Consider the following 20,673-nt stretch of genomic DNA (forward strand, 5'->3'; position numbering starts at 1 on the left):
GCCGATGGGCAGTTCTCCGGGCGAACCCGGACACACCCGGTACGAACGAGGAGAATCCCCATGCGGCAGGACACCGGCCGAGCCATCGGCGACCAGCCCGCGGAGCACGAGGACGAGGCGCTGCGCCGCTCCTCCGCCTTCCTGATCGACGAGGCCCTCGGCTTCCTCTTCCCCGCCGCCCTGCGCGCCGCCGCCGACGTCGGCGTGGCCGACCACCTCGCGCACGGCCCCCGCACCCCCGCCGAACTCGCCGCCGCCACCGGCACGGACGCCCGGAACCTCCACCGGGTGCTGCGCCTGCTCGCCACCCGCGGCGTGGTGACGGAGGACCGGGCCGGCCGCTTCGCCCTCACCGACGCCGGACAGGCGCTGCGCGGCGACGTCCCGTACTCCGCCCGCACGGCCGTCCAGATGCTCACCGACCGCACCATGTGGCGGCCGGCCGGCGAACTCTCGCACTGCCTCACCGAGGGCACCACGGCGTTCGAGGGCATCTTCGGCATGCCGTTCTTCGACCACTTCGCCCAGGACGAGCGCACCGCCGCCGTCTTCCACGTCGGCATGGCGGCGATGTCCGACCCGGAGAACGCCCCGATCGCCGCCGCCTGCGAACTCCCCGACACCGGAACGGTCGTGGACGTCGGCGGCGGCCACGGCGGCCTGCTCGCCGAGGTCCTGCGCCGCCACCCCGGCGTGCGGGGCGTCCTCTACGACCGCGCCCACGTCCTGGCCGGCCACCGGCTCGCCGACACCAAGGAGATCGCGGGCCGCTGGACGCTCGCCGAGGGCGACTTCTTCACCGCGGTGCCGCCCGGCGACGTCCACCTGCTCAAGCGCATCACCCACGACTGGGACGACGAGCAGTGCGTCACCCTGCTGAGCCACTGCCGGCGCGCCCTCAACCCCGGCGGCCGGGTGCTGATCCTGGACGCCGTCGTCCCGGACGGCAACGCCCCGCACCAGTCCAAGGCGCTCGACCTGATGATGATGGGCTCCCTCACCGGCCGCGAACGCGACGCGGCCGACTTCGCCGCCCTCCTCGACGCCGCCGGCCTGCGCCTCTCCCGGATCACCCCGACCGGCACCGTGCTGTCCGTGGTCGAAGCCGTCGCCGCCTGAGGCTCGGCCGCGGGCTCACCCGTACGTCACCAGCACCGTGGCGCCCATGGGCGCCGCGATGCCGGCCGGAGGCTCCTGTCTGACGATGTGCCGGTCCGGGACGGGGTCGGGCGAGGCCGGATCCTTGACCAGCCCGACCACGATCAGCGCGGTGAGGGTCTTCCCCCAGTCGAGCACGGCCGGCGCGGGGCCGGCGGGGGCGGTCGGCCGAGGGCGGCGCCTGGCTAAGGTAGCGGGCATGACAGGCACAGCGGGAGAGCTTGTGGGCGGGCGGTACCGGCTGGTCGAGGTGATCGGCCAGGGCGGTATGGGGCGGGTGTGGCGGGGCCACGACGAACTGTTGGACCGGGTCGTCGCCGTCAAGGAGGTGCTGCTGCGCTCGACCGAGAGCCCGGAGCTGCGGGCCGAGCTGATCGCGCGCACCGAACGGGAGGCGCGCGCCGCGGCCCGGCTCCGCCACCCGGGCATCGTGACGGTGCACGACGTGGTGCAGCACGGCGGTGCCCCGTGGATCGTGATGGAGTTCGTCGACGGCCCGTCGCTCGCCCGGCTGATCAAGGGCGAAGGGCCGCTCGGCTGGGAGCGGGCCGCGCGGATCGGCGCCGAGATCGCCGCCGCCCTCGCCCACGCGCACGCCGCCGGCGTGGTGCACCGCGACCTGAAGCCCGACAACGTGCTGGTGGCGGGGGACCGCCTGGTCATCACCGACTTCGGCATCGCCCGACTCCTCGACGCCACCCAGCACCTGACGGGGACCAACGCCCTCATCGGCACCCCGCAGTACATGCCCCCGGAGCAGCTGGAGGGCCGGCCCGTCGACGCCCGGGCCGACCTGTGGGCGCTCGGCGCCACCCTGTACACCGCCGTCGAGGGGCGCCCGCCGTTCGACGGGCCGACCCTGACCGCGGTCATCACGGCCGTGTTCACGCAGCCCGTGCCGACCGCGCCGCACGCCGGGCCGCTCGGCCCGCTGATCGCCGAACTCCTCGCCAAGGACGCGGCGTCGCGCCCCGACGCGCAGGCCACGGCGCTGCGCCTGCGGGCGCTGCGCACCGACGCGCCCGCGCCCGCGCCCGCGCCCGCGCCCGCGCCCGCGCCCGCGCCCGGGGCCGGGGCCGGGACCCTACCGCTCGGGGTGGCTTCCCTGCCGACCCGGACGGCTCCCGCTCCGGCCCCTGCTCCCGCTCCCTCGGGCGAGGCGCCCGAACGGCGCCCGAGCCGGCGTGGCGTCCTGTTCGGCGGCCTGGCCGGCGTCGCCGCCCTGTCGGGCGCGGGCTTCCTGCTGGCCCGGGGCCTCGGCGGCGACAAGACCGCGCCCCCGCCGTCGTGGACCCCGCTGACCGGCGCGACCGCCCGCGTGATGTCGCTCGCGTACAGCCGTGACGGACGGTTCCTGGCCGGAGGCTGCGCGGACGGCACCGTCCGGATCTGGGACACCGCCACCCGGGCCGTCACCGCCACCCTCACCACCAAGCTCGACGAGGTGCGCAGCCTGGCGTTCGGCCCGGACCACGTCCTCGTCACCGGGGCGGGCTACCAGCGGCGCGGCGTCCAGGTCTGGGACGCCGGGACCGGTGCCAACACCGGCACCTTCCCCCCGGAGGCGGGGAGCTTCGAGGCACTGAGCCCGGACGGCAGGACGGTCGCCACCTCCATCGACAACCAGCTCATGCTGTCGGACACCTCCACCCACGCGCTCAAGGCCGCCGTCACCGTCAAGACGCCATGGCAGACGTCGGTGGCGTTCAGCCCGGACGGCACGTCCCTCGCCCTCGGCGGCGAGGACAAGGTCCTGCGGCTCTGGACCCCGAGCGCGGGCGCGACGCTCGTCCACCTGGCGAGCCTCGACAGCACCATGAACGTGGTGGCGTTCACCCCGGACGGCAAGTCCGTCCTCACCGGCAGCCCCGGCAGGGACGGACTCCGGTCCACGAGCCCGGGCGGCGCCGCGACCACCGTCCTCGGCGGGTCCGGCATCACCTGCATCGTCCCGAGCCCGGACGGCAGCACCATCGCCACCGTCGACTTCCACGCCGAGGTCCAGCTGTGGTCCGCCGCCACCCGCACCCTCACCGACACCCTGGCCCTCTCGAAGACCGCCGGCGTCTGGGAGTCCGTCCCTCCGCAGGCCGCGTTCAGCCCGGACGGCCGGACCCTCGCGGTCGGTGACGGCGACGACGCCACCGTCCGCCTGTACTCCCTGCCCCTGCCCACCTCCCACGGGTAGCGGCTACCCCAGGGAGGCCAGGGCCCGGGCGGTTGCACGGGCCATCCGGTCGTCGTGGTGGGCGGTGGTGCCGCGTAGGCGGGTGGCGGCTTCGAGGGCGGCGAGGGCGAGGAGGCCGGGGAGGAGGTCGGTGCTGCGGGCGGCGAGCCAGCGGGTGCCCCGGGTGGCCATCCACCAGAGGTCGGCGGCGCGGCCGGGCGGGGGTTCGGCGGGGGTGGCGGCCGGTGGCGGGCCGAGGGGGTGTCCGGCGTCGGCGAGCAGCTGGTGGAAGTGGCGGGCGATCAGGTGGTGGCCCTCGGCGCTGGGGTGGAGGCGGTCGGCGCTGAGGAGGCGGCGCTCGGCGAGCCAGGGCAGGTCGACGAGGTGCAGGTGGATCGCCCGGTGGCGGTCGGTGAGGGCGTGCACCACCGTGTTGACCGCCCGCATCCGCCGGGCCAGTGGCCGGGCCAGGGCGGCCGGGAGGCCGAGCAGGGTGCCCGGGTCGGGCAGGCAGGCGGTGAGCAACCGGACGCCGTGGCCGGACAGTTCGCCCAGGACGGTGTCCAGCGCCAGGGTGCTGCGGTGGATGTCGAAGCCGGCCCGCAGGGTGTCGTTGCCGCCGACGAGCACGGCTGCCAGCTGCGGGCGAAGGGCGAGGGCCGCCGGGAGTTGACGGTCCGTCAGGTCCTTCGTGAGGGCGCCGCTGGCGGCCAGGTTGGTGAACTCCACCGGGTGTTCGTCGGCGGCGAGCGCGGGCGCCAGGACGGCGGCCCAGCCGCGCCAGCCCTCGCCGACCGGGTCGCCGACGCCTTCGGTGAGGGAGTCGCCGAGGGCGACGAAGCGGCGCAGTTCACCGGCCGCCCGGCGACCGTCGTCGGCCGTACGGTCACACCCGGTGTCGAGTACGCTCATCCCCGTAACCCCCGTCCGTGCCACTCCCGTCCGTGCAACCCCCGTCCGCGGCCACGCGGTTCGGCGCCCGGTGTGCGGCCAGGAAGGCCGCGACCGCCGCCGGCCAGCCGTACCGCTCGGCCTGCTCCCGGGCCGCCGCCCGCCGGACCGGCTCCGGCCGAGCCAGCAACTCCCGTACGGCGCCCGCGAATTCCTCCCCGGTGTCGGCGGCCGCGAGCCCGGCCGGCCCGACCAGCGCGGGCAGTGCCGAGGAGCGGGAGACCACCACCGGCGTGCCGCAGGCCAGTGCCTCCATCGCGGCCAGCCCGAAGGTCTCCACCGGGCCGGGCGCGAGCACCGCGTCCGCGCAGCCCAACAGCCGCGCCAGCGCCGCCCGTTCGCCCAGGTGCCCGAGGAAGCGGACCGGCAGCCGCAGCCGGGCGGCCCGCGCCGCCAGCCGGGCCCGCAGCGGCCCGGTGCCCGCCACCACCAGCACGGCGGGCACCCGACGGGCCCGCAGCGCGGCCAGCGCCTCGATCGCCCGCTCCGGCCGCTTCTCCGCCGACAGCCGCGAGCAGAGCACCAGCAGCGCCTCCTCCGGCCGCGCGTACCGGGCCCGTTCGGCGGCCCGGACGGCGGGCGGCAGCGGCCGCATCGCGGCCAGGTCCACCCCCAGCGGGGCCCGGACGAGGTTCGGCACCCCGATCCGGCGGAACTCGGCCGCCGCCCAGTCCGTGGTGCAGAGCACCGCGTCGTACGCCCGCGCCGTGGCCGCGTTGAGCCGGTCGGCGGCCGCGCCGGCGAGCGTGGGCGGCACGCCCCAGGTGCGCAGCACCCCGGCGGCGCTCTCGTGCGAGACCATCACCGCGCGCACGCCGTGCCGCCGGGCCCAACTGCCGGTCCAGCGCAGCGTGGTGCGGTCGGAGACCTCCAGCCGGTCGGGGCGCAGTCGGGTCAGCTCGGCCGCGACGGCCCGCCGGTCGGCGAGCAGCCGGTAGCCGCCGCTGGCCGGCAGCACCGGCCCGGGCAGGGTGACCACCAGGCCCTGCTCGGTCCGCTCCTCGCTGCGCCGCTCGCCGGGCACGATGAGCACCGGCCGGTGCCCGGCGGCCCGGTACCCGGCGCCGAGGTGGCGCAGCGCGGTGCGCAGGCCGCCGGAGACGGGGGTGACGAAGTTGGCGAGCCGCACGATGGTCAGCGGCCCGCCGGGCGTACCCGGTTCCGTGCTCATGCGGGCAGCTCCTCCGGCAGTCCCTCCGGCTCGGCGGGCAGCGCCGGCGCGTCGGCCGCCGGGGGCGCGGGCGGCAGCGGCAGCCCCCGGTGCTCGGCGATCACCTCGGCGTAGTGCCGCAGCAGCAGGTCGCCGACCGCCTCCCAGGTACGGGCGGTGACCTCGGCTCGCCCGGCCTGCCCGTAGGCGGCGCGCCGCACCGGGTCGGCGGCGAGTTCGGCGACCGCCCGGGCGACGGCGGCGCCGTCCCGGGGCGGCACCAGCAGGCCGGTGCGGTGGTGCGCGACCAGGTCGAGCGGGCCGCCGGCGGCCGGGCCGACCACCGCCACCCCGCTGGCCATCGCCTCCTGGATGGTCTGGCAGAAGGTCTCCAGCGGGCCGGTGTGCACGAAGACGTCCAGCGAGGCGAAACATCGCGCCAGCTCCTCGCCGGTGCGTCTGCCGAGGAACACCGCGCCCGGCATGGCGGCCTTCAGCGCGGGCGCGGACGGCCCGTCGCCGACCACCACCACCCGCACCCCGGGCAGCGCCGAGGCGGCCGCCAGCAGGTCGACCCGCTTCTCGGGCGCCAGCCGTCCGACGTAGCCGACCAGCACCTCCCCGCCCGGCGCCAGCGCCCGGTGCAGCGCCTCGTCCCGGTGCCCGGGGTGGAAGCGCACCGAGTCCACCCCGCGCGGCCACAGCCGCACCCGGGGCACCCCGTGCGCGGTGAGGTCCTGCACGGCCGGGGTGGACGGCGCCAGGGTCCGCGCGGCGGCCGCGTGCACGGCCCGGATCCGCCGCCAGGCGGCGGCCTCGCCGAGCCCGCGGCCGGCCCGGTAGGCGTGCGCGTACCCGGCCAGGTCGGTCTGGTAGACGGCCACCGCCGGTACCCCGAGCCGGGTCGCGACCTGCATGCCGCGCGCGCCGAGCACGAACGGGCTGGCCAGGTGGACGACGTCCGGCCGGTGCGCGGCGAGCGCGGCGTGCAGCCGCCGACTCGGCAGGGCGATCCGCACCTGCGGGTACCCGGGCAGCGGCATCGACGGGATGTGCACCACGGGGATCTCGGCCGCCTCGGCGCCGCCGCCGAAGCTCTGCGGCGGGCACTGGGCGCCCCGCGCGGGGGCGGGGGTGACGACGAGGGGCTGGTGACCCCGGCGGACCAGGTGCTCGGCCGTCCGCAGCACGCTGTGGGCGACTCCGTTGACCTCGGGCGGGAAGGATTCCGTGACGATGGCGACGCGCATGCCGCAGTTCTGTCCAGGCCCGGCGTGCACCCGGCCAAAGGGATCTGTCGTACAAGCGAACGTGCGTCGGCGATTTGCACCGCCCCACCCGCGCGCCCGGTGTCCGGCGGCCGCCTGCCCTTCCCGAGCATCGGTCCCGGCATCAGCGGCCGGTCGTCGACCAGCAGGACGCGCTCACGACGCGGCATCGGTCGTCAGTCGAGGCCTTCGACGATGCGGAAGTCGCGCTCGACGCCGTCGGCGAGTACGGCCAGCGCCTCCTGGTAGGCCGCACTCGCGCGTGCGGCGACCGCCTCCTCGAAGCTGTCGAACTCGACCAGGACGGTGCGCTCCGCGATCCCGGCGTCGTGTGCGACGACCCGGCTGCCGCGGGAGAGCACCCGCCCGCCCGAGGCCTTGACCGCTGCACGGGCCAGCTCGTCGTAGGCGGCAACCTTCTGGGGGTCCGCGATGGTGCGGTAGACGCTGACCCAGTAGCCCTTGGCCACGGTACCTCCTGTGTTCGGATGTGTTCGGAATCGGTGTTCGGAATCGACGATCGGAATTGACGCTCGGAATCGACGTTCGGATGCATGCCCGGATCCGTGGCCGGCGCGCGGTGGGTCAGCGAGCCGACGACTACGGCGTCGGCGCCGGACGGCTTCGACGGGTCTCGGGCGAGCGTCGGCGGGCGAGGGCCAGGGCGGCCGTCGTCGTGATCGCCATCGCGGCGATGCCGACCAGCGCCGCGGTCGTGTAGGCGTCGTCGTTCGGGAAGAGACGGCCCGTCGCGGTGCCGGCGGCCAGGACCAGACCGCCGATGGCGCTGCCCAGGGAGTACCCGACGCTGCGGACGACGTAGTTGAAGCTCATAGCGCTCGACGTCTCGTTCTTGGGGGTGACGGCCAGGATGACGCCGGGCACGGCGGCCGAGAAGCTGCCGACGCCGAAGCCCAACACGCCCATGGCCACGAGCAGTTCGGCCAGGTTCGACCGGGCGGCGGCGAACAGGACGAACCCGCCGCCGACGATGGCGGCGCTGCCGGCCAGGAGCAGGGGGCCGTCGATCCGCTCGCGGACCCGCGGTGTGAGCCTGCCGGCGACGAACCCCAGCGCGGAGAACGGGATGAGGACCAGCCCCGCCACGAAGGTGGTCAGTCCGAACCCGTAGCCGGCGCTGTGCGGCGTCTGCGCGTAGCGGGTGATGAGCGTGAGCAGGAGGTACATGCCGATCCCGCCGACGAACATGGCGAGGTTCGCCCCGGCGACCGCCGGGTGCCGTACCGCCCGGACGTCGATCAGGGGCGTCGTGGTCCGCAGTTCCGAAACGGTCCAGACGCAGAGCAGGAGGACGGCGGCGACGGCAAGGGCCGCCGCCACGGCGAGGTGTCGGCTCCACAGGCTCCTCTCGCCCGCCAGGAACAGGACGAGGAGCAGTCCGCCCGCCAGGACGAGGGCACCGGCCACGTTCACGTGGGCGGAGCGGCCCTCGGGAGCCGCGGGCACGGAGCGCCACGCGGTCACGAAGGCGAGGGCGGTGACGAGCAGGCCGAGGCCGTAGGCGGCCCGCAGCCCGCCGAACTCGGCGAGCAGCGCGGCCAGCGGGTAGCCGACGCCGGCGCCGATGACGGAGACCACCGAGATCAGGGCGATCGTGGCCGCGCCGCGCTCCTCGGGGAGATGGTCGCGGGCCACACCCATCATCAGTGCCGTGAGACCGAGTCCGACGCCTTGGGCCGCTCTGCCCACGAGCAGCCAGGCGAACGGCAATGGCAGCACGGTGAGCGCGCCACCGCCGACGACGATCGCCAGCGTGGCGAGGATCGCGGCCCGCCGGTGCGGACCGGCTCCGAGCCGGCCGAGGACGGGTGTGGCGACGGCGCCGCTGAGCAGGGCGATGGTCAGCGTCCACTGCGCGCTGTCGAGGGAGACGTGGAACGTGGTCGCCACGCTGGTGATGAGCGGCGTCCCGAGGCTGCCGACCGCCGCCACGACCAGGGCGACGAACATCAGGGCGGGGACCAGCGGACGTGCCCCGGAACGTATCGGGTCCGTGCTCATGGGCTGCTCGTGAGCCCGGGCCGCGGTCACCGGTCCGACTCCTCTCGGGCCCGGCCTTCGAGGCCGTCGAGCTCCGCCAGGCGCAGCAGCGCCGGAAGGGCTGCCGTCAAGGCCGCGACCTCGTCATCGGAGAGTTCGTCGATCAACCGCGCGTACGCGTCGACGCCCGCCCGGTGCCGCGTCCGGACGTACGACGCGCCGGCCTCGGTCAGGCACACCAGCGTGACCCGCTTGTCGGACGGATCGCCCTTCCGCTCCACCAGCCCGGATTCCTCCATCGCCCGGACCAGGACGGTCATCGCGGGCTGGGTGACGCCCGCGGCCACCGCCAGATCGGTGATCCGCCCCGGGCCGGCCCTGTCCAGGGTGGCCAAGGTGGTGGCGGACGTCAGGCTCAGGTCGCGGGGAAGGCGCCTCACGGCCCTGGTGGCCAGACCGTAGAGGGCTGACCCGATGGCATCGGAAGCGCCGTGCGCGGCGTCTCGGCGGCTCATGCTAGAAGCATAGCAGTTTTATATGAATCCTTTATGCATCTCCGCTCGGGGCTCGGCGCACCCCGACGCCCGCCACCGGTCGCTGATGGTCATGTGCGTGGCTTCGTCCCGATAGCGGGTCTCACAGGGCGATCGGGAGGGTCTCGATCCAGCAGTCCGAGACTTTGGGCGCGATCATGGCCCGGGCGGAGGTGAGGTTGAAGCCGGGCCGGCGCTGAACAACGGCTGGCTGGGCCAGCGAGGCCTGCCGGCGTCGATGTCGTTGAAGAAGCTCTGCTGAGTGGGCGACAGGACGCCCTCGCGCCAGCCGACGGCCATGGCCACGACGTAGTCGATTTCGCCCTTGCTCTCCAGCATGAAGACCCGGTCATCGCGGGAGAAACGAAAGCTGGGGTGGGTGGTTCGAATGCCTTCGGCCTCCTGGGCCGTGGCGCATCGGATGACCAGACCGTCGTAGACGTCCCGAATCTTCAAGAGTCCAGCAGGCTTGAACAGCAGGTCGATCGTGGTGTTGGTCGGGCCACCAGAGCGATCCAGGTCCGCGTGGCTGCGCAACAGCAGCTGGCCGTGGCTGTCGGCGTAGGCGCAGAGCACGAACCTGCGGCCGCTTCTGAAGAGTTCCGTATCCGGCTGCAGCGCGGACTCGGTGTTGAGCCACTCCTTGGTCGTCATGCGGGCAACGCTGTCGATCGTCTCCGCCCCTCGTCAACTCGATGGAGTCGGGGAGGTCCCCGGTGATCGCGACCTCAGGTCCGATCGGGTTCGAAGTCGATCACGACCATCTTCTCCAGCTGGTACCTGTCGAGCCCGGGGTAGTTCCAGAACTCGCCGGACCGGATCTGGTGGAACCTGAACGTCGCATTGGTCTCGTTCGCGGCGACGATGCAGCGCACCGGGCTGGGCTGCTCGAGCCCGTAGACGAGCTGGCCGAACTCCAAGGCGAACGCGATGCCGTGGAGGAGCAGGATCTGCTGATCGTCCTCCGTGATATGCGGAGTGCCATCGACGAGAGCTGCATGAACGGGCACGAGGTCCTCCAGATGGAAGGAACTGTCGTAGCACTCCCAGCCGGTGAGGTCCCCCAAGAACGAGGGAGCGTCATCGGAGTTCCCGACAGAGTCGGCCCAGGTGAGCACCTGTCCACGGCGGCTGATCCCGGCGGCAAGCTGATCCCGCAGACCCGGTGCGAGTCCTCCGGGCGGTGTCGTGGGGACGAGTCCGGCAAGCACTCCCAGCAGCCGAACCGCGGCGTCGTTCAGTTTCAGCGACAACATGCCGTGCATGCTCGCAACCACTTCCTGACCTCGCCAACGAATATCCAACGGACCATGGGATGGCTGCCGACGTTCGTAGCTGGCGGTACTCGGTGATGGCGAGCGAACAGCTCGCGACCCTGGCGACGTTCGGCTCGACCAACGGGTTGCCAGGACGTTGGGCAGCTTGTCGGTGCGCGGAGCCCCCGGCGGTGTGTGGTGGTGGCGCCGGGGTGTTCAGTCGACGTGCAGGGTGAGTTCGGCGGTGTGCAGTTGCCCGGCGGTCTGGAACTGGAGGAAGACGTGCCAGTTGCCGGGCTCGGGGAGCAGGGCCTGGAAGGTCAGGGTGGGGCCGCCGTGGTCGCCGTTGACGGTGTTGGCGGGGTGGAGGTGGGCGAGGGCCTGGTCGCCCTCGTGGAAGGCGCTGAGGTGGGCGTAGGCGTCCAGGTAGGGCTGGAGGTCGGTGACGGGGCGGCCGTCCTGGCTGACGGTGGCGGTCAACTGGTGGGCGCCGGCCATCGGTTGGGCGTGCAGGGTGACGGTGTAGCCGTCGACCGTGGTGCTGTCGGTCGGGGCGGGCAGGGGCGTCGGGGTGGCCCGGCCCGGCACGGTGACGGTGCGGCTGAGGACGAGTTCCGGGGCGTGGGGGCCGGTGTTCGGGATGAAGTCGGCGTACAGCCGCCAGGTGCCCGGGGCGAGGGCGGCGAGATCGGCGGTCCAGGTGCCGTCGTCGGCCAGGCCCGGGTGCAGGTGCTGGAAGCCGGTGAGGTCGGTGCGGATCGCGTAGAAGTGCAGCTTCCTGGTCTGGTGGACGGCGAAGTCGGTGACGGGAGTGCCGTCCGGTCCGGTGATGGTGAATCGGTAGGCCGTGGGCCGCCCGGCCGGGACGCTGCAGGTGGCGGCGTCCAGCCGGTAGCCGTCCTGCTCGGCGGCGAGGCCGCGGGCGAGGCCCTGGGAGGTTCCCGCCGCGTGTGCCATCCCGGGCATCTCCGGCATCTCCGGCACCTGCGCCGTCGCGACCTGCGGGGAACGCGGGGAGGCGGACGGGACGGACACGGCCATCCCGAGCACGAGCAACGTGGGCACGCAGGACGCGAGCAGCCAGCCCCGGGAGAAGGAACGAGGGCGAGAAGCGGTCATCGGCAGGTCTCCCGTAGCGAGCGCGCCACCGGGGCGCCGTCCGGGGCCGAGCGAACTCGGCCTTTCTGCAAGGGGAGACCGTCGACGGGCACTGCGGATAACGGAAATTCCGGCGCGAGTCAGAGGTCCACGCCACCGGGCCGGGGCAGGCCGGAGCGAGCCCGGTCCGGCTGGAGGCGTCGGCGGCCGGTGTGCGCTGAGGCGAGTGGAGCATCCGGTGGCGCGGGAGCATCGCGGGAGTTCACCCGGGCCGCGCGCGCCGCCGATCTGACCGGGCGTCCGGGAATTCCTGGCAGTTAGCTGCAGAACGGCTTGTCCGGCCCTGCTGGGAATCGCCAGAATTCCGACCGGCGATTTCTTTGTGAATTCCCTGGAGACCGGTGACGGCCCCCCTGGGGGTCGGAGTGCCCGTCATCATCGGCCGGCTGCCCGGGCTCGTCTCCGCAGGACGCCACCGCACGGCGGCCGCCACTGCGGCGTCCAGCGGGGCCGATGTCGGCGGACGTCGGCCCTGTTTCATCCGTCCCATCCGCACCTACCCGACCAACCGACAGGAGCCCGATCGATCATGGCGACCAACCCGTTCGAGGACGACAGTGCCTCCTACTACGTCCTCGTCAACGAGGAGAACCAGCACTCGCTGTGGCCCGCCTTCGCCGAGGTCCCGGCCGGCTGGACCGTCGTGCACGGCCAGGAGAGCCGCGAGGCCTGCATCGAGCACATCAACACCAACTGGACGGACATGCGCCCGAAGAGCCTCGTCGAGGCGATGAGCGCCTGACCCGCACACCACCTGACGGCGGCCCGGGCCCCGGTCCGACCCCACGCGGACCGGGGCCCGGGCCCCCCGCCCGCTGGGAGCGGGCGGGGGCTCCCCGCAGCTGGTGGTGAGGTCAAGCAGGCAGACGGCCGGCCACGAACCCCTGCGGTTCCCCCGGGACCTTCCCCGTGTGCAGGCGCCGCGCCGTCTCCGCCGCGAACAGGGCGATCGGGACGCCCGCGACCGGAACCGTCCACCACGGCAGGCCGACCCAGAACGCGAGCACGGCGGGCAGGACGCAGGAGAACACCGTCCAGAAGAGGAGCGACCGGGCGAGGGCGAGGGCGGTGGGTCGGCCGGTGACCAGGCGTACGCCCAGGGCGGCGGCGAGCACCGCCAGCAGCGCGACGGCAGTGCCCAGCCCGGCGATGAGCTGCGCCTCGTCGCGGGGTTCGTCGACCGTGGCCTGCGCGACGCCGGCCCGCTCCAGGCGCATCACCTGGCCGCGCCACACCGTGCCGTCCACCCGGTCGCCGGGCTTAAGGTCCTCCAGCAGCGGCCCGGGGTTGCCGAACCGCACCGTACCGCTCCAGGCCGGCGCGCCGTCCAGCGTTGCCAGCCGGTCCTTGTGCTGGAGGACCGTGCCGCTGACGGTGAACGGCACGGTGCGCACGCATTCCTCGACGGCGGTGCCGGGGCTTCCGGCCGGGCAGGTCGCGGCGGCCGAGTACGAGCGGGACCGCTCGGCGTCGTCCGGCATCCGGACGGCGAAGACGTACCAGGCGGCCGCTGCCGGGACGAGCGCCGTCGCAGCGAGCAGCGCGCCGCCGGTGCGGGTCCATGGTGAGGGACGGTGGGTCACGGTGGTTCTCCCCCCGGTCCGGTGCGTGGCCGGAACGCCCGGGTCGCCGTCGCCGGGGCGTGCCGCCCCGCCCCCCTGCGGGGTCGGACGGCACCGGGCGGCGGGAACGCCGGACGGTGTTTCGGTTCTCGGAATCTGTCCGGAGCCCACTGAAGCCCGGTGGACGGTGCGCAGGGCCCGAGGGGGCCGGGTCGACGGCGTGCCGGCGGACCTCGCGTCGAGCGCCACGCACACCACCCCCGGACCGGCCCGCGGACACACGTGTCCCTTGTTCGCCGACCAGGCTTCCCGGCACTCCTCCGTGCACGCTACCGGACCCCGCCCCGGCTTCGCACGCGGGTTCGCCAGGACGCCCGGAGCGGGTCGAGTTCGGCCGTTTCGGTGGTGCGGGGGTGGCCGCTGCGGGATCGTCGGTGCCGGCGTCGCCGGCTGATCGGGGGACGCCGGGTTCGGGCCGTGGCGCTGGAGGTGTGCTGTGGGTGACCGGGAGACGTGGACCTCGGTGGAGTTCGGAGGCTCGCACCGGGGTTGGGCGGGCGTGCTCGTGGCGGACGGCAGCGTTCCCCGGCCGGTGTACTTCTCGATGATGAGCGGCGGCGACGGGCACTCCGTCTCGCAGTGGAGCGTCTACGACGGTCGCCACGGCCGCCCGCGGGCGGCGGCGCTGCGCGCGGTGTGTGCGTGCGGTTGGTCCGGTCCCGAACGGCGGTTGGACTGGGAGGAGTTCGGCGAGGAGGAGTTGGACGTGGCCGGCTACCCGGTGGCGGAGCTCTGCGAGCAGGACTGGGACGACCACCTTGAGGACGTCGACCGCTCCACCCTGCCGCTGCCGGAGACCGTCGCCTGTCTGCTGAGGCAACTGGAGGAGGAGATCGACACGTTGAGGGCGTCCTCCCCGCTCGCCGCCGTCCGGGCGGCCCGCAAGGCGGAGGTGGTCGTCCAGCGGGCCGTGGAAAGGGCCGCACGGGACGTCGGGTACGACATGGACCTGGACGACGTCGCCGCCGCTCTCGGTCTCGACGACGCCGAGGCGAAGCAGCTGTTGATCAGGCTCGGCCGCCGGCGCTGACGGCCGAACGCTCACCCGGCGCCGGCCCGCCAGGCCGCCGGATCGCCCGCTGCTGCCGGCCGGTCGCTGAGCGCCGGTCTCTGAGGGTCGGTCGCTGAGCGCCGGTCTCTGAGGGTCGGTCGCTGAGCGCCGGTCGCTCGGCGACCGACCGGTCAGCGTGCCGACATGCTCGACCGGACCTGGCCGCGCGCGGTGTCGGCGTCGTCGGCGCGCAGGGCCAGTTCGGCGAGCGCGCGGCACTGCGCGAGGGTGTGGGCGGCGAGCGCCGCCCGGACCTCGGGGAGCGAGGCGGGCGCGGCGGAGAGGCTGGTGATGCCGAGGCCGACCAGGACCAGGGCGAGTGCCGGATCGCCGGCGGCCTCGCCGCAGACGCCGATCGGACGGCCCTGCGCGGCCGCCGAGGCGGCGGCGGTGGCGACCAGTTCGAGCAGCGCGGGCTGCCACGGGTCGAGCAGCTCGGCGAGGCTGCCGAGCGTGCGGTCGGCCGCGAAGGCGTACTGGGCCAGGTCGTTGGTGCCGACGCTGAAGAAGTCGCAGGACTCGGCCAGCCGGTCCGTCCGCAGGGCGGCCGCCGGGACTTCGATCATCGCGCCGGCGGTCGGCAGGCCGTGCGCGCGGACCCGGGCGGCGAACGCGGCGGCCTCGCGCGGGACGGACACCATCGGGGCCATGACCCAGACCTGCGCGGTGCTGTCCCGGGCGGCCTCGGCGATCGCGGCGAGCTGGGTCTCCAGCAGCTGCGGATCGCGGGCGGCCGTCCGCAGGCCGCGGACGCCGAGGGCCGGGTTCGGCTCGTCGGCGGCCGTGGCGAAGGGCAGCGGTTTGTCGGCGCCCGCGTCGAGGGTGCGGACGACCACCCGGCGGCCGGCGAAGGCCGCGAAGACCTGCCGGTAGGCGGCGGCCTGTTCGGCGGGGCCCGGCGCCTCGGCGCGGTCCAGGAAGAGGAACTCGGTGCGGAACAGGCCCACGCCCTCGGCGTCGGCGGCGGCCGCGCCGGCCAGCTCGTGCGGGGCGCCGAGGTTGACCAGCAGCGCGACCGGGTGGCCGTCCGCGGTCCGGCCCGGCCCGCGGAATCCCGCCAGCAGCTCGCGGCGACGGCGCTCGCGCGCGGTGGCCCGCTCGACCGCCTCCGGAGCCGGGTCGGGCTCGACCAGCCCGTCCGCGCCGTGCACCAGGACCAGTCGGCCGTCCGCCAGGCCCAGGGCCTCGGCGCAACCGACCACGGCCGGCACGCCGAGTGCCTTGGCGAGGATGGCCGTGTGGCTGGTCGGGCCGCCGTGGACGGTGACGAGGGCCAGGACCCGCTCGGGGTCGAGCAGCGCGGTGTCGGCGGGTGCCAGGTCGTCGGCGACCAGGACGTACGGGTGCCCGGGGTCGGGCAGGCCGGGCACGGGGAGGCCGAGCAGCTGGGCCACCGCGCGGTCGCGCAGGTCGGCCAGGTCGGGGGCGCGTTCCGCGAAGTAGCCGCCGGCGGCGGTCAGTTCGGCGCGGAAGCCGTCGAAGGCGGTGGTGAGCGCGTGGGCGCCGTCGGTGCCTTGCTCGGCAAGCTCGGCGGCCCGGTCGGCGAGCACCGGGTCGGCGGCCATCATCGCCTGGGCGGCGAGCACCTCGGCCCCGGTGCCGCTGGTACGGGCGGCGCGCTCCTCCAGGCCGGTGACGACCGCGCCGAGGGCGGCGCGGACCGCGGCCGCCTCGGCCGCCGGGTCGGTGACGGCCCGCGGCGCGGGCAGCGGGGCCGGGGGAGCCATGCGGGCGACCGGGCCCGCCGCGCTGCCGGTGCCGACGCCGATCCCGCGCATCAGCTCGGTCATGCCGCTGCGTCGAGGTCGGTGGCGAGCAGGTCGGCGAGCGCCTTGAGGGCGTCCTCGGCTCCGTCACCGGAGGCGGTGAGCTCCAGGACCTCGCCGTGGCGGGCGGCCAGGGCGAGGACGGACAGCAGGCTGCGGGCGTCGACCGGCGGCTGGCCGGGGCGGCCGACGGTGACCTTGACCGGCTGTCGGGCGGAGGCCTGGACGAACATCGACGCCGGTCGGGCGTGCAGACCGCTGCTGGAGCCGACGGTGACCTGGATCGAGTGCATGGGAGTCCTTGGGGAGAGGAGGAGAGGGGTGCCGACCCGGGTGGGAGCCGGGTCGGCCGGGGGAGTGGGCCACGGTGGTGGGTCCCTGGTCCTCGCGGTACGGGGGCAGTCGCGAGGGCTGGGCATTCTGTGGTTTCACGCCCGTTAGCGAGTTGTTTCGGTTGGTTCTATGCCTGTTTGCGCGGAGATGTCAACACGTTCGGGCATATTTCACGGAGCGGACGAGAGCTGGGCGAGAGGCGGAACGAGCTCTTGCTTTTCCGTCCGAAGCGCGTATGGTCAGGCTTCACTCCAGCAACCAGGCGTAAACGGACATGAAACGGATCCAATCCCACATGTACGCTCCCGAGCGGCAGCAACAGATCCTCCACCTCGCCCAGGAGCAGGGCCGGGTGGACGTGCAGACGCTGGCCGAGGACTTCGGCGTCACGCAGGAGACCATCCGGCGTGACCTGAGCGCCTTGGACCGGGCCGGCCTGCTGCACCGGGTGCACGGCGGCGCGCTGCCCGTCGGCGCCCTGCACCTGGAACCCGGTCTGGCCGAACGGGACTCCACGGCCGCGGCGGAGAAGGAGCGCATCGCCAGGGCGGCCCTGTCCCTGCTGCCCGGTGAGGGCAGCGTGATCCTCGACGCCGGGACGACCGTCTCCCGGCTGGCCGGGCTGCTGCCCGTGGACTGCGCGCTCACCGTCGTCACCAACGCCCTCCCCGTCGCGGCCCGGCTGGCCGACCACCCCGCGCTCGCCCTCCACCTGGTCGGCGGGCGGCTGCGCCACCGCACCCAGGCGGCCGTCGACGCCTGGGCGCTGCGCGACCTGGCCGACATCCACGCGGACGTCGCGGTGGTCGCCACCAACGGCTTCTCCCCGGAGGGCGGCCTGTCGACACCGGACCTCGCCGAGGCCGCCGTCAAGAAGGCCATGCTCGCCGGTGCGCGCCGAGTCGTCCTGGTGGCCGACTCCTCCAAGTACGGCGCCCGCCACTTCGCAAGGTTCGGCTCGCTGGACCAGGTCGACGTCCTGGTCACGGACACCGGACTGACCGATGAGCAGGCCGCCGAGATCGAGAACCACGGACCGGAAGTCATCCGCGCATGATCGTCACCATCACCCCCAACCCCAGCCTCGACCGCACCTACGAGGTGGGAACGCTCACACCGGGCGAGGTCAACCGGGCCGTGCACGACCGGCTCGATCCCGGCGGCAAGGGCGTCAACGTCTCCCGCGCGCTCACCGCCGCGGGCCACCGCACCACGGCCGTCCTGCCGTTGGGCGGGCTGTCCGGCGGGCTGCTCTCCGACCTGCTGCGCCGGCAGGGGATCGACGTCGCGGCGGTCGCCATCGCGGGCGACACCCGGATCAACGTCTCGATCGCCGAGGACGGCGGCAGCCTCACGAAGATCAACGCGGTGGGCCCGGAGCTCAGCGCCGCCGAGTCGGCCGCGCTGCTGGCGCTCGTCCGCGACACCCAGCGGACCGGGCCGGGCACCGGGCAGGGCGCCGGCGACGGCGTCGACTGGCTGGCCTGCTGCGGCAGCCTGCCGCGCGGCCTGGAGCCCGAGTGGTACGCCGAGCTGGTCGCGCAGGTGCACTTGGGCGGTGCCCGGATCGCGCTCGACACCTCCGGCGCCGCCCTGCTCGCCGCGCTCTCGGCGCGCCCCGACGTGGTCAAGCCCAACCGGGAGGAACTCGCCGAGGCCGTGGGCCGTCCGGTCGCCACCGTCGGCGACGCCGTGGCCGCGGCCGGGGAACTGCGCGAGCGCGGCGCCCAGCAGGTCCTCGCCAGCCTCGGGGCGGACGGGATGCTGCTGATCGCCGAGGAGGGCAGCTGGTACGGCAGCGCGCCGGTCGCCGTCGTCCGCAGCGACGTGGGAGCGGGCGACGCCTCGCTCGCGGGCTTCCTCGGAGCCGGCGGCACCGGCCCCGGGGCGCTGGCGGCGGCCCTGGCGCACGGCGCCGCCGCCGTGCAACTGCCGGGGAGCGCCATGCCGACCCCGGCGGATCTGGACCCGGCCGCCGTGGCCGTGACGGCGGACATCCCGCTCGAACAACCGCTTCGCGGTTGAGAGCCGCCTCCAGCCGGAGGCACCCCGCCCGACCGTGTGGGACGGAACGGCGGCCATTCCCGGGGGCAAGGGAACACTGTCAGGCACCAGTCGAAGGACCGACACGATGAACGACACCAGCGGACTGATCACACCCGCACTCGTTGATCTCCACCTCGCCCCCGCGGACAAGGGCGAAGCCCTCCGCTCGCTCGCCCAGCGGCTGGTCGCCGAGGACCGGGTGACCGACCTCGACGGCTTCCTCGCCGACGTGGCCGCCCGCGAGGCCCAGGCCCCGACCGGGATGGGAGACGGGATCGGCATCCCGCACTGCAGGTCGGCCCACGTCACGCGGCCGAGCCTGGCGTTCGGCCGCAGCACCAGGGGCGTGGACTTCGACGCCCCGGACGGTCGGCCCGCCGACCTGATCTTCATGATCGCGGCACCGGCCGGCGCGGACGACGCCCACCTGCAGATCCTCGCCGCGCTGGCCCGGCGACTGATGGACCCCGCGTTCACGGGCGCCCTGCGCGATGCCGCGAGCCCGGGCGCGGTCGCGGCCCTGGTCAACGGCGAGGAGGCGCCGGCCGCCGCTCCCGGAACGGTCGCTGTTGGGGAAACGGCCGCCGTTCCGGAGCCGGACCCCGCCGCCGACGGCGGGCTGCGGCTGGTCGCGGTGACCTCCTGCCCGACCGGCATCGCCCACACCTACATGGCCGCCAAGGCCCTCGAACTGGCCGCCGCCCGGGCGGGCGCACGGATCCAGGTCGAGACCCAGGGCTCGGCCGGGACGACGGTGCTGGCCCCCGAGGTGATCGCGGCCGCCGACGCGGTCATCCTCGCCCACGACGTCGAGGTCCGGGACCGCGCCCGCTTCGCCGGAAAGCCCACCGTGGACGTGGGCGTGAAGGCCGCCGTCAACCGCGCCGACGACCTGGTCGCGCAGGCCGCCGCACTCGTCGCCGAGGCCGGCAGCGGGGCGCGTGCCGCCGCCCCGGCCGCCGCGGGGAGCTCACCGGCGAGCGCGTCGTCGGCCGGGCACTGGGCCGAGCGGCTGCGCAAGTACCTGATGACGGGCGTCAGTTACATGATCCCGTTCGTCGCGGCGGGCGGCCTGCTGATCGCCCTCGCCTTCGCCATCGGCGGGTACCGGATCGCCTCCGCGCCGTCCGTGCTGGGCCATTTCGACTGGACGTCCTCGCACAGCTGGGCGGCGATGCTGTTCCAGACCGGCAGGACCTCCTTCGGCTTCCTGGTCCCGATCCTCTCCGGGTACATCGCCTGGGCGGTCGCCGACCGGGCGGCACTGGCCGCCGGCATCGCGGGCGGCGCCGTCTCGGTGGCGGTCGGCGCGGGCTTCCTCGGCGGCATCGTGTCGGGCCTGGCCGCGGGCTTCCTGGTGCTGTGGATGATCCGCTTGAACGTGCCGCGCGCGGTCCGGGGCATCATGCCGGTCGTGGTGATCCCGCTGTTGTCGGTGGCGGCGGTCGGCTTCCTGATGTTCGTGCTGGTCGGCTCGCCGATCGCCTCGGCGATGCGCGGCCTGACCGACTGGCTGAACGGCCTCTCCGGCTCCAACGCGATCCTGCTCGGCCTGCTGCTCGGCGCGATGATGGCCTTCGACATGGGCGGTCCGCTCAACAAGGTCGCCTACACCTTCGCGGCGGGTGCGCTCACCACCGCGGGCACGACCCCGGACGCCGGCAGCCTCAAGGTGATGGCCGCGGTGATGGCCGCCGGGATGACCCCGCCGCTGGGCATGGCCCTGGCCACCGTCGTCCGGCGGGGACTGTTCAGTCCCGAGGAGCGGGAGAACGGCAAGGCGGCCTGGGTGCTCGGCGCCTCGTTCATCACGGAGGGCGCGATCCCGTTCGCGGCGGCGGACCCGCTGCGGGTCATCCCGGCGAACATCGTCGGCAGCATGACGGCCGGCGGGCTGGTGATGGCCTTCGGCTCCACCCTGCGCGCGCCGCACGGCGGGATCTGGGTGCTCCCGCTGATCGGCAGCCCGTTCCTGTACCTGGTCGCGGTCGTGGCGGGCACGGTGGTCACCACGGCGGTGGTCGTCCTGCTCAAGGGGATGCGCAAGGGCACCGCCGCGGCTGACGCGGACTCCGCCGTCGACGGGAAGGTGCTGGTCGGCGCCTGACCGGACGGCCCGTGAGGTACGGCCGGGACGACCCCGCCGGTTCAGGGCGCCCGCTCCTCGGAGCGGGCGCCCTGGCCGTGTCCGGGGCGGAGGACCCCACGCGGCC

20 protein-coding genes are annotated in these 20,673 nt (G+C 74.6%); 7 read left to right on the forward strand and 13 right to left on the reverse strand.

Features of this window, described 5'->3' with window-relative positions:
- The first annotated feature begins 60 nt into the window (after window positions 1-60).
- Window positions 61-1,119 (forward strand): methyltransferase, encoded by a 1,059-nt coding sequence (locus tag VM95_RS13725; RefSeq protein WP_078859851.1) that lies wholly within the window; start codon window positions 61-63, stop codon window positions 1,117-1,119.
- A 15-nt stretch (window positions 1,120-1,134) separates the two neighbouring features.
- Here the strand turns inward: VM95_RS13725 and VM95_RS43250 are convergent, their stop codons facing one another.
- Complete coding sequence (locus VM95_RS43250; protein ID WP_167352920.1) at window positions 1,135-1,359, reverse strand: hypothetical protein; 225 nt, start codon at window positions 1,357-1,359, stop codon at window positions 1,135-1,137.
- Here VM95_RS43250 and VM95_RS38855 point away from each other — a divergent pair.
- The gene (locus VM95_RS38855) at window positions 1,358-3,346 is read left to right on the forward strand and encodes a WD40 repeat domain-containing serine/threonine protein kinase (RefSeq protein WP_167352921.1); all 1,989 of its coding nucleotides are present in this window, start codon (window positions 1,358-1,360) and stop codon (window positions 3,344-3,346) included. The genes VM95_RS43250 and VM95_RS38855 overlap by 2 nt on opposite strands.
- 3 nt (window positions 3,347-3,349) lie before the next feature.
- On the opposite strand, the gene VM95_RS13735 is transcribed toward VM95_RS38855, so the two are convergent.
- From VM95_RS13735 to VM95_RS13775, 9 genes are all read right to left on the reverse strand, one after another.
- A complete protein-coding gene (locus VM95_RS13735; protein WP_045696181.1) occupies window positions 3,350-4,237 on the reverse strand; it encodes an SGNH/GDSL hydrolase family protein in 888 nt (295 codons plus the stop codon).
- A complete protein-coding gene (locus tag VM95_RS13740; protein ID WP_078859855.1) occupies window positions 4,212-5,447 on the reverse strand; it encodes a glycosyltransferase in 1,236 nt (411 codons plus the stop codon). Before VM95_RS13740 ends, VM95_RS13735 begins: the two co-directional genes overlap by 26 nt.
- Complete coding sequence (locus tag VM95_RS13745) at window positions 5,444-6,676, reverse strand: glycosyltransferase family 4 protein (RefSeq protein WP_078859857.1); 1,233 nt, start codon at window positions 6,674-6,676, stop codon at window positions 5,444-5,446. The genes VM95_RS13740 and VM95_RS13745 overlap by 4 nt, the downstream gene beginning before the upstream one ends.
- A 194-nt stretch (window positions 6,677-6,870) precedes the next feature.
- A complete protein-coding gene (locus VM95_RS13750; protein WP_045696183.1) occupies window positions 6,871-7,164 on the reverse strand; it encodes a DUF1330 domain-containing protein in 294 nt (97 codons plus the stop codon).
- Between the two features lie 130 nt (window positions 7,165-7,294).
- Window positions 7,295-8,716, reverse strand: a complete 1,422-nt coding sequence (locus VM95_RS13755) for an MFS transporter (protein WP_045696267.1) — start codon at window positions 8,714-8,716, stop codon at window positions 7,295-7,297.
- A gap of 26 nt (window positions 8,717-8,742) precedes the next feature.
- Window positions 8,743-9,210, reverse strand: coding sequence for a MarR family winged helix-turn-helix transcriptional regulator (locus tag VM95_RS13760; RefSeq protein ID WP_244178756.1), 468 nt, complete (start codon window positions 9,208-9,210; stop codon window positions 8,743-8,745).
- 174 nt (window positions 9,211-9,384) lie between these two features.
- Window positions 9,385-9,882, reverse strand: coding sequence for a hypothetical protein (locus VM95_RS13765; RefSeq protein ID WP_045696185.1), 498 nt, complete (start codon window positions 9,880-9,882; stop codon window positions 9,385-9,387).
- Between the two features lie 74 nt (window positions 9,883-9,956).
- Window positions 9,957-10,484: a hypothetical protein gene (locus VM95_RS13770; protein ID WP_208615448.1), complete on the reverse strand. Its 528-nt coding sequence runs from the start codon at window positions 10,482-10,484 to the stop codon at window positions 9,957-9,959.
- 216 nt (window positions 10,485-10,700) lie between these two features.
- Complete coding sequence (locus tag VM95_RS13775; RefSeq protein WP_063773498.1) at window positions 10,701-11,603, reverse strand: hypothetical protein; 903 nt, start codon at window positions 11,601-11,603, stop codon at window positions 10,701-10,703.
- 568 nt (window positions 11,604-12,171) lie between these two features.
- Between VM95_RS13775 and VM95_RS13780 the strand changes: the two genes are divergently transcribed.
- Window positions 12,172-12,384 carry an MbtH family protein gene (locus VM95_RS13780; protein ID WP_045696187.1) on the forward strand — a complete coding sequence of 71 codons (213 nt, stop codon included), beginning with the start codon at window positions 12,172-12,174 and terminating at the stop codon, window positions 12,382-12,384.
- A gap of 112 nt (window positions 12,385-12,496) precedes the next feature.
- Here VM95_RS13780 and VM95_RS13785 read toward each other — a convergent pair whose 3' ends face one another.
- Window positions 12,497-13,225 carry a hypothetical protein gene (locus VM95_RS13785; protein ID WP_052707358.1) on the reverse strand — a complete coding sequence of 243 codons (729 nt, stop codon included), beginning with the start codon at window positions 13,223-13,225 and terminating at the stop codon, window positions 12,497-12,499.
- A gap of 475 nt (window positions 13,226-13,700) precedes the next feature.
- On the opposite strand from VM95_RS13785, the gene VM95_RS13790 reads away from it, so the two are divergent.
- Window positions 13,701-14,294 carry a hypothetical protein gene (locus tag VM95_RS13790; RefSeq protein ID WP_045696189.1) on the forward strand — a complete coding sequence of 198 codons (594 nt, stop codon included), beginning with the start codon at window positions 13,701-13,703 and terminating at the stop codon, window positions 14,292-14,294.
- A gap of 152 nt (window positions 14,295-14,446) precedes the next feature.
- On the opposite strand, the gene ptsP is transcribed toward VM95_RS13790, so the two are convergent.
- Together ptsP and VM95_RS13800 are read right to left on the reverse strand one after the other, a co-directional pair.
- On the reverse strand, window positions 14,447-16,105 hold the full coding sequence (gene ptsP, locus VM95_RS13795) for a phosphoenolpyruvate--protein phosphotransferase (RefSeq protein WP_045696191.1): 1,659 nt from the start codon (window positions 16,103-16,105) through the stop codon (window positions 14,447-14,449).
- Window positions 16,102-16,374, reverse strand: coding sequence for an HPr family phosphocarrier protein (locus VM95_RS13800; protein WP_045696192.1), 273 nt, complete (start codon window positions 16,372-16,374; stop codon window positions 16,102-16,104). Before VM95_RS13800 ends, ptsP begins: the two co-directional genes overlap by 4 nt.
- Before the next feature lie 335 nt (window positions 16,375-16,709).
- On the opposite strand from VM95_RS13800, the gene VM95_RS13805 reads away from it, so the two are divergent.
- The 3 genes from VM95_RS13805 to VM95_RS13815 all read left to right on the forward strand — a co-directional run bounded on the left by VM95_RS13805 (window position 16,710) and on the right by VM95_RS13815 (window position 20,567).
- The gene (locus VM95_RS13805) at window positions 16,710-17,471 is read left to right on the forward strand and encodes a DeoR/GlpR family DNA-binding transcription regulator (RefSeq protein WP_045696194.1); all 762 of its coding nucleotides are present in this window, start codon (window positions 16,710-16,712) and stop codon (window positions 17,469-17,471) included.
- Window positions 17,468-18,439: a 1-phosphofructokinase gene (gene pfkB, locus VM95_RS13810; RefSeq protein ID WP_045696197.1), complete on the forward strand. Its 972-nt coding sequence runs from the start codon at window positions 17,468-17,470 to the stop codon at window positions 18,437-18,439. Before VM95_RS13805 ends, pfkB begins: the two co-directional genes overlap by 4 nt.
- 106 nt (window positions 18,440-18,545) lie before the next feature.
- Window positions 18,546-20,567: a PTS fructose transporter subunit IIABC gene (locus tag VM95_RS13815; protein WP_045696199.1), complete on the forward strand. Its 2,022-nt coding sequence runs from the start codon at window positions 18,546-18,548 to the stop codon at window positions 20,565-20,567.
- Window positions 20,568-20,673 lie beyond the last annotated feature (106 nt).

This window comes from Streptomyces rubellomurinus (assembly GCF_000961885.1).
In the GTDB taxonomy this organism is placed as follows: Bacteria; Actinomycetota; Actinomycetes; order Streptomycetales; family Streptomycetaceae; genus Kitasatospora; species Kitasatospora rubellomurina.